Source organism: Pantoea sp. SOD02, from assembly GCF_024707505.1.
Taxonomy (GTDB): domain Bacteria; phylum Pseudomonadota; class Gammaproteobacteria; order Enterobacterales; family Enterobacteriaceae; genus Pantoea; species Pantoea symbiotica.
Genome location: NZ_CP102604.1, coordinates 2084018 through 2096391, shown reverse-complemented (window position 1 = coordinate 2096391; position 12374 = coordinate 2084018). Strand labels below are relative to the sequence as shown.

Annotated in this window: 13 protein-coding genes; 7 read left to right on the top strand and 6 right to left on the bottom strand. The window is 53.1% G+C overall.

Features of this window, described 5'->3' with window-relative positions; genetic code table 11:
• The first annotated feature begins 4 nt into the window (after nt 1-4).
• Together rhaD and rhaM are read left to right on the top strand one after the other, a co-directional pair.
• Nucleotides 5-847 (top strand): rhamnulose-1-phosphate aldolase, encoded by an 843-nt coding sequence (gene rhaD / locus NR302_RS09800; protein WP_154193504.1) that lies wholly within the window; start codon nt 5-7, stop codon nt 845-847.
• Entirely contained in the window at nt 837-1151 is a 315-nt protein-coding gene (gene rhaM / locus NR302_RS09795; RefSeq protein WP_258145139.1) for an L-rhamnose mutarotase, read from the top strand. Before rhaD ends, rhaM begins: the two co-directional genes overlap by 11 nt.
• Before the next feature lie 67 nt (nt 1152-1218).
• On the opposite strand, the gene NR302_RS09790 is transcribed toward rhaM, so the two are convergent.
• Nucleotides 1219-1872 carry a TetR/AcrR family transcriptional regulator gene (locus NR302_RS09790; RefSeq protein ID WP_258145138.1) on the bottom strand — a complete coding sequence of 218 codons (654 nt, stop codon included), beginning with the start codon at nt 1870-1872 and terminating at the stop codon, nt 1219-1221.
• Between the two features lie 295 nt (nt 1873-2167).
• Between NR302_RS09790 and NR302_RS09785 the strand changes: the two genes are divergently transcribed.
• Nucleotides 2168-2425, top strand: coding sequence for a YdgH/BhsA/McbA-like domain containing protein (locus NR302_RS09785; protein WP_179450790.1), 258 nt, complete (start codon nt 2168-2170; stop codon nt 2423-2425).
• Nucleotides 2426-2508: 83 nt separating this feature from the next.
• On the opposite strand, the gene NR302_RS09780 is transcribed toward NR302_RS09785, so the two are convergent.
• The 3 genes from NR302_RS09780 to NR302_RS09770 all read right to left on the bottom strand — a co-directional run bounded on the left by NR302_RS09780 (nt 2509) and on the right by NR302_RS09770 (nt 5741).
• Nucleotides 2509-3693: a sugar transporter gene (locus NR302_RS09780; RefSeq protein ID WP_258145137.1), complete on the bottom strand. Its 1185-nt coding sequence runs from the start codon at nt 3691-3693 to the stop codon at nt 2509-2511.
• Between the two features lie 365 nt (nt 3694-4058).
• Nucleotides 4059-4316 (bottom strand): hypothetical protein, encoded by a 258-nt coding sequence (locus NR302_RS09775; RefSeq protein ID WP_154156201.1) that lies wholly within the window; start codon nt 4314-4316, stop codon nt 4059-4061.
• Between the two features lie 168 nt (nt 4317-4484).
• Nucleotides 4485-5741 (bottom strand): MFS transporter, encoded by a 1257-nt coding sequence (locus NR302_RS09770; RefSeq protein WP_258145136.1) that lies wholly within the window; start codon nt 5739-5741, stop codon nt 4485-4487.
• Nucleotides 5742-5835: 94 nt separating this feature from the next.
• Here NR302_RS09770 and NR302_RS09765 point away from each other — a divergent pair, with 94 nt between their 5' ends.
• From NR302_RS09765 to NR302_RS09750, 4 genes are all read left to right on the top strand, one after another.
• On the top strand, nt 5836-6732 hold the full coding sequence (locus NR302_RS09765) for a LysR family transcriptional regulator (protein WP_154193500.1): 897 nt from the start codon (nt 5836-5838) through the stop codon (nt 6730-6732).
• A 134-nt stretch (nt 6733-6866) separates the two neighbouring features.
• Nucleotides 6867-8084 carry an ROK family protein gene (locus NR302_RS09760; protein ID WP_258145135.1) on the top strand — a complete coding sequence of 406 codons (1218 nt, stop codon included), beginning with the start codon at nt 6867-6869 and terminating at the stop codon, nt 8082-8084.
• 102 nt (nt 8085-8186) lie between these two features.
• Nucleotides 8187-8891, top strand: coding sequence for a dethiobiotin synthase (gene bioD / locus NR302_RS09755; RefSeq protein WP_258145134.1), 705 nt, complete (start codon nt 8187-8189; stop codon nt 8889-8891).
• Between the two features lie 179 nt (nt 8892-9070).
• Nucleotides 9071-10444, top strand: a complete 1374-nt coding sequence (locus tag NR302_RS09750) for a nucleobase:cation symporter-2 family protein (RefSeq protein ID WP_258145133.1) — start codon at nt 9071-9073, stop codon at nt 10442-10444.
• 141 nt (nt 10445-10585) lie between these two features.
• Here the strand turns inward: NR302_RS09750 and osmV are convergent, their stop codons facing one another.
• Together osmV and osmW are read right to left on the bottom strand one after the other, a co-directional pair.
• Nucleotides 10586-11722, bottom strand: a complete 1137-nt coding sequence (gene osmV / locus NR302_RS09745; RefSeq protein WP_061718847.1) for an osmoprotectant ABC transporter ATP-binding protein OsmV — start codon at nt 11720-11722, stop codon at nt 10586-10588.
• A complete protein-coding gene (osmW, locus tag NR302_RS09740) occupies nt 11722-12369 on the bottom strand; it encodes an osmoprotectant ABC transporter permease OsmW (RefSeq protein ID WP_008108902.1) in 648 nt (215 codons plus the stop codon). The genes osmV and osmW overlap by 1 nt, the downstream gene beginning before the upstream one ends.
• Nucleotides 12370-12374 lie beyond the last annotated feature (5 nt).

Below are 12374 nucleotides of genomic sequence, written 5' to 3'. Positions count from 1 at the left end.
CACCATGCAAAATATTCTCTCTTCCGCTTTTGTTCAGGGAATGGTTAAAGCGACCAGCGACATGTGGTTGAAGGGCTGGGATGAACGTAATGGCGGCAACGTCAGCTTACGTTTACTGCCGGAAGAAGTTAAAGATTTCGCCGGTGATTTCTATGCAGAGCCGCGCTGTATTGAGCTGACCAAGCCTGCTCCAGCGCTAGCCAATGATTGGTTCCTGGTCACCGGATCAGGTAAGTTTTTCCGTAATGTACAGATCGACCCGGCTGATTGTCTGGCGCTGTTGCAGGTTGATGACAAAGGCTTGTCATACAAAATCCACTGGGGTTTGAGTAACGGCGGCCTGCCAACCTCTGAACTGGCAGCTCACTTCCAGTCACACAGCGTGCGCAAACAGGTCTCAAACGGCGTTGATCGCGTGATCATGCACTGTCACGCCACCAACTTTATGGCGCTGAGCTATGTGGTCGATCTGGATTCCGCACGCTTTACACGCCTGCTGTGGGAAGGCAGTACCGAATGTCTGGTGGTGTTCCCGGATGGCGTCGGTATTCTGCCGTGGATGGTGCCAGGGACTGACGGAATCGGCCAGGCAACAGCCGACGCGATGGCAAACCACAGCATTGTTATGTGGCCGTTCCATGGCATTTTTGGCGCCGGTCCAAACCTCGATGAGACTTTTGGCCTGATCGACACTGCGGAGAAATCCTCCGAAGTGGTGGTGAAAGCGCTGTCGATGGGTGGCATTCGTCAAAGCATCACCACTGAGCAACTGATCGCGCTGGGTGAACGCTTCAACGTTAAGCCGTGGCAAGCCGCTTTGCAGGCGGAGCGCAGCGATGTTGCGTAAAGCCTTTGTGATGCAGGTGCATGCACACTGCCACGATGAGTATCTGCGCCGTCACACGCCAATTTGGCCGGAGCTGGCCGAGACGTTAAAAGCGCATGGCGCGCACAATTACGCTATCTGGCTTGATGCTGAACGCAATCTGCTGTTTGCCAGCGTGGAAATTGAGTCTGAAGCGCGCTGGGAAGCCGTGGCAAAAACGGAAGTGTGTCAGCGTTGGTGGGCATCCATGAAGGATTTAATGCCATCGAATCCGGATAACAGTCCGGTGAGTGCGGTGTTAAAACCGATGTTTTTCCTGCCTTAACGCTCGCTCGCCTCACCATTCAAATAGAGGCAATAATTTCAGGCCGACAGCGAAGTCGGCCTGAATTTTATTTGGTGCTCAACTCACAATATCCCGCCAGAGCGGGCCAGATTGCCATCTGCGTATCCACAATCTGGTCAAGATCCTCACGATTAGCTCCTTCACGAGCACGTACCGACATTCCCTGAAGTAAGCACGCCAGATAGCTAGCTAAGGTTGCACTATTGGCACATTGCGGTAACTCGCCACGCTGCTGCCGGTTATCAAGGAATGCTTTTAACGCTGATTCCTGCGCATGATGCTGCTGCGCCAGCATTTGCGCCACTTCTTCCGAGCCGGAAGAGAGCGCGCTCGAAGTACAAATGAAAAAACAGCCTGCTGGCTTATCACATTCTGTGAAGCACGCGGCGGTTGCCCGAAAATAGGCTTCAATTGCCGTTTTCACGTCTGATGCATCATCGTTCAGCACTGCGTTGCGTTGTGCGCTGAAGGTTTCAATGTATCGCTGCATCGCCGCACGGAATAAACCCTCTTTATTCTCAAACTCAGCATAAAGGGTTGGGGCTTTCGCGCCGGTTGCGTTAACCAAATCGGACAACGACGTGCCTTCATAACCATGCGCCCAGAACAACATCAATGCCTTGTCCAGGGCATCATTGCGATCAAACACTTTCGGGCGACCGCGCGTTTTCCTGTTCACCACATCGATAACTTCTGTCATTGGGCACCTCAAAACTTATAAACACCCAATTAAATTACCGATCATTAAATAAATATGCAAGCGCAGCCCGGAATGAGCCTGTTCGTCTTTGCCCGTTTGTGCTTTTGGCTGGTGAAAGCACCCAAATGGATAAGTCGAAAAGGGCTGGGAAGCCCATAATCACGCCACTTCCGATTAAAATAATGACCGTTAATAAAATAATTGACGCGCACACCCTTTCGGCATTAGCATTTAATTAACGGTTGTTAACTTAATCGCGACCGACCCCAATTCATCTGTTTAAGAGAGCAAAATTATGAAAAGCATCAAACTGACCCTGGCCGCTGTAGCATTATCCTCAATCGCGTTCGGTAGCATGGCTGCAGACTTAGTAAACGAAGCGCCAATGAATCAACAACAAATTGGTGTGGTTAGCGCTTCAGGTAGCACAAACCTGACATCGCTGGAGAATCAGCTATCGGAAAAGGCCAATGCTGCCGGAGCAAAGTCATTCCGCATCACTTCGACCTCTGGCAACAACAAGCTAAATGGCACAGCAGTAATTTATAACTAAGAGAATTGAGCGGAGTGCGATTAAGCATTCCGTAAGAAGTGAATAAAAGGCTTCAGAAGATAATCCTTCTGAAGCCTTTTTTCTTATCCGTTAGAACGCAGTTGAGGATAGCGGCGGAAGATAGCGATACACCAGAACAGTGCAACAAGGCCAATAATGCCGCCGATGTTACCAACGTCCGACATTTGCATATGTAAACTGACCTGGTTACCCAGCAGCGCACCTGCGCCGATACCGATGTTGTAGATACCTGAGAACAGCGACATCGCGACGTCGGTAGCATCCGGCGCCAGCGCCAAAACGCGGACTTGCATCGCCAGACCAATCATCATCATTGCCATGCCCCACACGATGCACAGCACGGTGATTGCAGCGGGACGTACTGCGGCAAACACCAGCAAGCCCATACTTAGCGTGATCATCGCAATAGCGGCGATCAGCATCGCCGACGGGAATTTATTGCCCAGCGTACTAAACAGCACGCTGCCAATAATGCCCGCCGACCCGAACAGCAGTAAAAGCAGGGTGGTGAAATTATCATCCGCATTGGCAACCACCTGCATAAACGGTTCGATGTAGCTATAAGCGGTGTAATGCGCCGTCACCACCACGGTAACCAGAACGTACATTGCTACCAGCGCCGGACGACGGAAGAGCATCGGCACGCTGCTCAGTGAACCGGTATGTTCACTCGGCAGACGCGGCAGGATGCGCATCAGCAAAATCAGCAACACCAATGCAGACAAACCGATCATGCCGAAGGTGGTACGCCAGCCAAGATATTGACCGACGATACGGCCAATCGGCACGCCCAGCACCATCGCCAGCGCGGTACCGGTTGCCAGCATACTTAACGCCTGAGTTTTCTTACCCGCAGGCGCCACGCGAATGGCCAGCGAAGCAGTAATTGACCAGAACACCGCGTGCGCTAAGGCAATACCGATACGCGAGATCACCAGCGAGGTGAAATCCCATGCCACAGACGAGAGCACATGGCTGGCGACAAACACGATGAACAACACGGCCAACAGCAGGCGACGCTCAATATTGCGCGTCAGTAGCATCAACGGCAGCGACAATAGTGCGACGACCCACGCATAGATGGTTAACATGATGCCAACATCGGCAGTCTTCATGTCATAGCTGGCGGCGATATCTGACAGCAAACCAACAGGCACGAATTCTGTGGTGTTAAAGACAAAAGCAGCAATAGCCAGCAATACAACGCGTAGCCAGGCCGTTTTACGGGAAACATTAGTAGATTGCATGGAGTTCAAATCTGTCAGACGGCGAGTGAAAGGGCGAAAAGGCACCCCAGAAGGTGACCGAAGTCACAAATTGCCGCTATTGTGGAGCATTAATGAGCGGAGGGAAACCGTTTGTCGGGCTTTTATTACTGATTATTTTTTATCGTGGAAGGCGTTGTTAATAGCCTGAGGTTATTGCGCTTTCTGGCATGGGGTCGAGAGTAATCAGGGGTGATGAAATGAGAGAAGAGGCGACTGGACCTGACGCCGCAATGAACGTCTTAAGGTCCAGTTATTATTACACTTAAATTTATAGTTATTATAAAACGCCTCAGTATTGCTTAACAAAACAGCGGGGGCACCTTACCACTCTCAAATCATGATTATCAGAGTCTCACCATGTGTTTTAGTGCCACGCTATTTTGAGTCGTCATGTTTTTTTTTACCCCAACCGGACAACAGTGCTCGCACCCTAGCGCACTGGCATAAAATTTACGCGCTTGCTGGATGGCGGCATTTGGCGTGTAGAAAGTACCAAGAAAACGGCGTGCCTCATCGGCGGGTAAGAACGGGCATCCCGTTGCATGTACTACATGGTTGTCGTTATAGCCGGCGTGCTTATCGACGTAATAATAGAGTCCCATCTAACGACCTCATTGCTGTGAAATAAAAAAAGTCTAACTATTGTTGGAATGGAATGAATTATAGCGACGAATAGCCGTTTTGTTTTATCTGGGACTGTGAGATCGCCGTGTGGCGTGTACTTGAGATGAGGACGGGGCGCATTAGCCCCGTTAAACAGATGAAAGGTATTACAGTTTCCGGCACTGCAAACGCCAGCCGACCAGCAAAGCCATTAATAATAGCAGGCTAATGAATAGCGTTACGCCCATCCAGCCGTAGCTGTGCCAGAACACGCCGCCCAAGGTACCGGCCACGCTGGAACCGACGTAATAACTGAAGAGATAAAGTGACGATGCCTGGCCTTTAGCACGGCGCGCGCGCGGGCCAATCCAGCCGCTGGCAACCGAGTGTGCCGCAAAGAATCCGGCGGTGAACAGCATCATGCCGGGCAAAATCAGCCAAAGTGAGTTAAACGCCGTCAGCAGCAATCCTGCCAGCATAATTGCTGTTGCACCGATCATCACCGGACCGCGCCCAAAGCGGCTGGTCATCGCACCCGCTTTCGGTGAACTCCATGAGCCGGTCAGATACACCACCGACAGCAACCCAACCACCGCCTGACTCAGTGACCACGGCGCACTCAGCAGGCGATACCCGATGTAGTTGAACAGCGTGACGAACGCGCCCATCAGCAGGAAGCCTTCTGCGAACAGCAGCGGCAGACCTTTATCGCGCCAGTGCAGACGGAAGTTGATTAATAAACTGCGCGGGCGCAGCGACGCCGGGCGGAAATGACGAGATGCAGGGAGAATTTTCCAGAACATCAGCGCGCCCGCCAACGCGAAGCAACCAATAACACCCACCGCAACGCGCCACGAGAAGAAATCGGTTAATACGCCAGTTAACAGGCGTCCGCTCATACCACCAATCGAGTTACCGCTGATATACAGCCCCATGGAAAAGGCGATAACACGTGGATGAATCTCTTCACTCAGATAGGTCATGCCAACGGCCGCAACGCCGCTCAGAGATAAACCTATCAGCGCGCGCATCAGCAAAATGCCTTGCCAGCTGCTCATGGTGGCGGAAATCAAGGTGCAGATGGCGGCGAGCAACAGCGCGGTAACCATCACCGATTTACGGCCAATTGCATCCGACAGCGGCCCAGTAAACAGCAATCCTAACGCCATTAAGCCGGTGGAGAGCGAGAGAGAAATACTGCTTTGCGCCGGGGAAACGCCAAACTGCTGCGATAGCACCGGCAGAATGGGCTGTACGCAATACAGCAAGGCGAAAGTGGCAAGACCGGCGGAGAACAGCGCTAGCGTCACGCGCATAAACTGCGGCGATCCGCGTTCAATCCATTCTGAAGGGGTTGCAGCTGGAGCAGGCTTTACGGACAACTCGTCTTCATCAAGTATCACCGCCTGGGAAGAGCGACTCACGGAACATCCTCGTTTGAACCATTGTGGCGTTACTGTAGAAAAGGGTTAATAGGTTGTACAATATATTAATAATCTCAAATGAGACTTTTAAAATATGAATGTCGAGTTGCGCCATTTACGCTATTTCATTGCCGTCGCCGAAGAGCTGCATTTTGGTCGTGCCGCGCAGCGCCTGAATATTTCGCAACCGCCGTTGAGTCAGCAGATTCAGCAGCTGGAACAGGAAATTGGCGCGCAGCTGTTTACCCGCACCAACCGCAGCGTGCAGATCACGCCCGCTGGCGCGCTGTTTTTGCAGGATGCGCGTGGCATTTTGCTGCAGGTTGAACAGGCAGCGCGCCGCGCCGCACGCGTGCACACCGGTCAGGAAGGCGAGTTGCGCATTGGTTTTACCTCGTCAGCGCCGTTTACTGGTCTGGTTTCAGATGCGTTGTATCAGTTCCGTCAGCGTTGGCCGCAAGTGCATATTCAGATGCAGGAGAACAACACGCGCCAGCAGCTTGCGCCACTTCATGACGATCGACTCGATCTCGGTGTGATGCGCAATACGCCGCTGCCCAGCGATCTGCAGCATCGCGTATTACTGCGTGAGCCGCTGTGCGCGGTAGTGCATTGGGCGCATCCGCTGGCCGATGCGGAGTCGATCTCAATTCAGGCATTAGCCAACGAGCCGTTTGTATTTTTCGATCCGCAAGGCGGCACCGCGTTGTACGGCGAAATTCTGGCGCTGCTGCATCGTTATCAAATCAAACCGTTTATTACTCAGGAAGTGGGCGAGGCGATGACCATTCTGGGGTTGGTGGCAACCGGGCTTGGCGTGTCAATTCTGCCGGCGTCGTTCCGCCGTGCGCGTTTGGCCGATGTGGTGTGGATCCCGTTGCAGGAGAACGACGCGATTTCTGAAGTTTGGCTGGTCTGGTCGGCGACGCGAGAACCGACGGCACAAATGACCAATATGATGTCGCTGATGCTGCAAAATGCGGAGAATTGAACCAGCGGGTGAAGCAGGGCATAAACTTTATGTGCGATAAATCACATTTCTAATCAAATATTTGACGCTGCTGGTCAATCTGCATCACCATAGCTGCTGTTTATTTAGAAGCGCGAAAATAATGGGAGCAGGGCGTGAATCTGTACAGTCAACCTGGTCATATTGATCAGATAAAACAGACCAACGCAGGTGTGGTTTACCGACTGATTGACCTTTACGGCCCGATTTCGCGTATTGAGCTTTCTAAACGTGCCCAGTTAGCACCCGCCAGCATTACCAAAATCGTGCGTGAAATGCTCGATGCCCATCTGGTACAGGAAACCGAATTTCAGGAACCGGGCAGTCGTGGTCGTCCAGCGATTGGTTTGATCCTCGATACACTCGCCTGGCACTATCTCGCCGTACGCATTCAGCCCGGATACATTACGCTGACGCTGCGCGATCTCAGCAGCCGCGCGCTGCAGGAAGATCGCTTGCCGCTGCACGCCAGCGCCGAAAAACCGCTGCTGCAAACCTTGCTGGATCTGGTGAATGACTTCTTTATTCGTCATCAAAGCAAGCTGGAGCGTTTGACCGCCATAGCCATTACTTTGCCGGGATTGATTAACGCGGCTTCTGGCGTGGTACATCGTATGCCGGGTTACGACGTGCAGGATATGCCGCTGGGAGAAACGCTGGCGCAACGCACCGGTTTGCCGGTGTTCGTGCAGCATGATATTTCTGCCTGGACGTTAGCCGAAGCACTGTTTGGTGCTTCCAGCGGCGCACAACATGTGATTCAGATTGTGATCGACCAAACCGTCGGCGCGGGCGTGATCAGCGGCGGACAACTGCTGCATAAAAATGGTCGTACGCTGGTGGAGATTGGTCATACGCAAATCGATCCTTACGGCCAGCAATGTTATTGCGGCAATAATGGTTGTCTGGAAACCGTCGCCAGCATCGGAAGCTTGCTTACCCTCACTGCCCAACGTTTGCCGTCGCAGCCAGACAGTTTATTGCATCAGGCACCGCTGACGATTGAGAGCTTATGCGCTGCCGCGCAGCAGGGCGATCGTCTGGCGCGTGATGTGATTGCTGGCGTCGGACATCATATTGGCCGGATGCTGGCGATGATGGTTAACATCTTTAATCCTCAACAAATTCTTATCGGTTCGCCGCTAAATCAAGCCGCCGATGTGCTGTTCCCTGCGGTGAGCAGTACCATTCGTCAGCAGGCGTTGCCCGCTTACAGCAGTGAAATCCAGCTCACACCAACGGCTTTCAGCGATCCCGGTACTTTTGGCGGTGCAGCCCTGATAAAAGACGCGCTCTATAGCGGCCACTTATTGGTAAAACTGTTGCAGGGATAATTACAGCTCGCCTTAAGTTTGTCCTAACGCAATCTGCCCGAGAAAACATTTCCTTAAACTGCCTCCTTCGCACGTTACACATCGCTTCAATGAAGGAGGAGAATGGTGAAAACGCTTTTTGTCACCGGTACCGACACCGCGGTGGGTAAAACCGTGGTATCTCGCGCGTTATTACAGTGCTTTGCCAAGGCGAATCTCTGCGCCGCAGGTTTCAAACCTGTTGCCAAAAGCGCGCAGCGCACACCCGAAGGCTTACGTAATAAAGATGCACTGCTGTTACAGCAGGCTTCGGGCCTCACTCTCACTTATTCCGCCGTCAATCCTATCGCTTTGGAAGAGGATGAAATCAGCACCAGCGCGTCGCAGTGCATTGATTATCCATTGCTCAGTCGCAGCTTGAACGATTTGCAGCAGCGCGCCGCGCGCGTGGTGGTGGAAGGCACCGGCGGCTGGCGCAGTTTAATGAACGACTTGCAGCCTTTATCCAATTGGGTGCGGCAGGAGCATTTGCCGGTTGTGCTGGTTGTGGGCATCAAGGAAGGTTGCATCAGCCACGCTTTACTAACCGCCGAAGCCGTTGCGCAGGATGGATTGCAACTAGCGGGTTGGGTGGCAAATCGTATTAATCCCGGCCTGGCACATTACGCTGAAATCATTGATGTTTTGAGTAACAAGTTAGGTGCACCTTTATTAGGCGAGTTACCTTACCTGCCGCGAGCAGAGCAGCGGGAATTGAGCGGTTATCTGGATATTTCGCTGCTCAATGAGAATTTTACGCACGACAACAGTGCAAAGCCTGCGGCCTGATGAAACAAAGTGCCGCAAATGATCAATGGCTGAATCTAATGATTCAGATTCAGCCATCCTTTTTAAAGAATTAATTCCTCTATTATTCAATCCTTTACTCCCTGCATTTTATTGAACACTCTTCTCTGGCGTGATTCATGCATCAGCTGCTCTGATGAATATCTTGCCGGAGCACCTGTATGTCGCAATCAGATGAGAAAGGTTTGTTGTATGGGCTGAATGACCGCATCGGTCCATTGCCTGCATTTTGTGCCGCACTGCAACATGTGCTGGCCAGCGTCGTCGGCATTATTACACCGCCGCTGATTATTGGTTCCGTTTTGGGATTACAAGCGTGGATCCCTTATCTGATCAGCATGTCGCTGTTAGTTTCCGGCTTGGGTACGTTCCTGCAAGCGCGTCGCTTTATGGGCATTGGTGCCGGCATGATCTGCCTGCAGGGCACCAGTTTTGCCTTTCTGGGTGTGATTCTGTCGGGCGGATTAATGGTCAAAGCGCGCGGCGGATCGCCTGAAGAGATCATGGCGATGATCTTTGGCTGCAACCTGGTGGCGGCGATGATTCCGATGTTAATCAGCCGCTGCATCGCGCCATTGCGCAAAGTGTTGACGCCGGTGGTCACCGGCACCGTGATCACATTGATTGGCATCAGCCTGATTAAAGTCAGCATCACCGATTGGGCTGGTGGCCATAACGCCAGCGATTTTGGCGCACCCGGCAATCTGGCGCTCGGCGCCTTGACGCTGCTGGTGATTATCGTACTTAACCGTTCGCAAAATCGCTGGACGCGGTTGGTTGCCGTGGTTGCCGGCATTGCAGCGGGCTGTACCGCCGCAGCGTTAACCGGTCATCTCACGCTCAAACCAATGGGCGATACGCCGTGGCTGGTGTTGCCAGAACTGTTCCGCTTTGGTTTTGCCTTTGACTGGACCATCTTCATTCCCATCGCGCTGGTATCGGTGATTGCCGTGATTGAAGCGGTGGGCGATCTTACGGCGAACTGCATGTTGTCGCAGCAGCCGATTGAAGGCGAAGCGTTTGAGCGCCGCATGCAGGGCGGTATTTTTGCCGATGGCATCAGCTGTTTGCTCGCCGCCGTATTCTCAGCCTTTCCCAACACCACCTTTGCGCAAAATAACGGCGTTATCCAGATGACTGGCGTTGCCAGCCGTTACGTTGGCATGGTGATCGGCGTGATGTTGGTGCTGCTCGGTATGTTCCCGGCGATTGGCACCATGCTGCAGCAGATTCCACCGCCAGTGCTGGGCGGCGCGACCATCGTGATGTTTGGTAGCGTGGTGGCGGCCGGTATCCGCGTGATGACGCAAACGCCGCTTGGCCGTCGCGAGATGCTGATTGTCGCCGTGTCGTTTGGTATCGGCTTAGGTGTAGAAGCAGTGCCTGATGTGCTGAAACAATTCCCCACGCTGATTAGCAACCTGTTTGGTCACGCAGTCACCACCGGCGGGATGCTGGCGATTATTTTGAATGTCGTGCTGCCTTCAGAGCGTAACGAAGCGGTAGCAGCAAAAACGGCTGAGGAGTCGCATTAACGTGCAGAGTGCATACGCAAGAAGAGGCGGCAGATCGTAAAGACGCCATAAACCATCCCTGGGGCTTGGCCCGCGCCATCCATGGCGCGGGACACTTTACTCCTCTGCCGCCTCTTCCTGCGTTTCAAGTATCGTGCGGTTTTATGGATTCAAACGACGGCGCGTACGTCCAGAACTGAGATAATCGGCAATGTAATCCTGCGAAATCTCGCCGCTGTAACGACCTTCTTCATCGACAATCGGCATCCACACCGTGTTGTGCTCATACAATTTCGACAGCACCACGCGCAAATTCTCTTCCGCTTTGCCGGTTACTTTAAAGGTATGCAGCATCTCTTCGCAGCGGCCCGTGGAACCGCGCGCTTCACGCCGCTTCACAAATCCCAGTGGCTTGCCATCTTCATCAACCACCGTCACCGAACGCATATCGTTATCATCCATGGTAGCGAAAGCGTCCTGCAACGGCGTATTACGTTGCACGGTGATGGTGGGCTGCTGATCGGTGACATCGCCAGCCTGCACCAGCAACAAACGTTTCAACGTACGGTCCTGACCGACAAAGGAGCCAACAAAGTCGTTCGCCGGTTTGGCTAACAGCTCATCCGGGCTGGCGCACTGCACAATTTTGCCCTGACCAAACACTGCAATGCGGTCGCCGAGCTTCAGCGCTTCATCAATATCATGGCTAACCAGCATCACGGTCTTCTTCAACTGACGCTGCATTTCCAGGAACTCGTTCTGAATCACTTCACGGTTAATCGGGTCGACCGCGCCGAAAGGTTCATCCATCAGTAATACCGGTGGATCAGCGGCCAGTGCGCGAATCACGCCAATACGCTGCTGCTGACCGCCGGACATTTCGCGCGGATAGCGGTGTAGGAACTTGGTCGGATCGAGCGCCACCATGCTCATCAATTCCGTAGCGCGTTCGCGGCAACGCTTCTTATCCCAGCCCAGCATGCGCGGCACCACGGTAATGTTCTCCTCGATGGTCATGTTCGGGAACAGACCAATCTGCTGGATTACGTAACCAATATTGCGGCGCAGGGTAACGGTATCTTGCCCGCTGGTGTCTTCACCATTGATCAAAATCCTGCCGCTTGAAGAGGGGATCAGGCGGTTAATCATCTTCAGCGTGGTGGTTTTGCCACAACCCGATGGGCCGAGCAGCACGCACATTTCCCCGGCAGGCACTTCCAGGCTGACGTTATCCACGGCATTGAGTGACGTGCCATTCTTTTGCGTAAAGGTTTTCGTCAGGTTTTCCAGTTTTATCATTATCGAATCCCCTTAGGAGTCAGCGCCGACTGCAAACGGTGTAGCAGCCAATCAAGCACAATCGCGAGCAAACAAATCATCAAGGCACCGGCAATCAGCATGCGCACATCGCTGCCGCTGATACCGTCGAGCAGTTGCAGGCCCAAACCGCCCGCACCAATCACGGCGGCAATCGCCATCACACCAACGTTCATCACCACCGCCGTACGAATACCGCCAAAAATCACCGGCAGCGCCATCGGAATTTCCACCCAGCGCAGACGCTGCCAGAAGGTCATGCCAATTCCGCGACCGGCTTCACGCAGTCCGGGTGACAAATTCTCCAGCGCTGTGTGGGTGTTACGTACAATCGGCAGCAGCGAGTAGAGAAACACCGCAGTAATCGCAGGAAGGGCGCCAATGCCCTGACCGATCATGGAAAACAGCGGAATCATTAAACCAAATAACGCAATGGTCGGAATGGTTAACACAATGGTGGCGATGCCGAGCACCGGCGTGGCCAGCCACTTAAAGCGCACAATCAAAATGCCCAGCGGCACGCCAACGATAATGGCGAAACCCACCGCGACCAGCACCAGCCAGGTATGTTGCCAGGTGAGCGACATCAAGGTGTGCCAGTTATTCATGATGTAATGCAAGGTATCCACAGCGC

Bases quoted from the DNA above. Each gene is read 5' to 3' on its own strand.
- NR302_RS09775 (WP_154156201.1), bottom strand. From the start codon at position 4,316: ATGGGACTCTATTATTACGTCGATAAGCACGCCGGCTATAACGACAAC.
- osmV (WP_061718847.1), bottom strand. From the start codon at position 11,722: ATGATAAAACTGGAAAACCTGACGAAAACCTTTACGCAAAAGAATGGC.
- NR302_RS09750 (WP_258145133.1), top strand. From the start codon at position 9,071: ATGTCGCAATCAGATGAGAAAGGTTTGTTGTATGGGCTGAATGACCGC.
- bioD (WP_258145134.1), top strand. From the start codon at position 8,187: ATGGTGAAAACGCTTTTTGTCACCGGTACCGACACCGCGGTGGGTAAA.
- NR302_RS09780 (WP_258145137.1), bottom strand. From the start codon at position 3,693: ATGCAATCTACTAATGTTTCCCGTAAAACGGCCTGGCTACGCGTTGTA.
- NR302_RS09785 (WP_179450790.1), top strand. From the start codon at position 2,168: ATGAAAAGCATCAAACTGACCCTGGCCGCTGTAGCATTATCCTCAATC.
- NR302_RS09765 (WP_154193500.1), top strand. From the start codon at position 5,836: ATGAATGTCGAGTTGCGCCATTTACGCTATTTCATTGCCGTCGCCGAA.
- rhaD (WP_154193504.1), top strand. From the start codon at position 5: ATGCAAAATATTCTCTCTTCCGCTTTTGTTCAGGGAATGGTTAAAGCG.
- rhaM (WP_258145139.1), top strand. From the start codon at position 837: ATGTTGCGTAAAGCCTTTGTGATGCAGGTGCATGCACACTGCCACGAT.
- NR302_RS09790 (WP_258145138.1), bottom strand. From the start codon at position 1,872: ATGACAGAAGTTATCGATGTGGTGAACAGGAAAACGCGCGGTCGCCCG.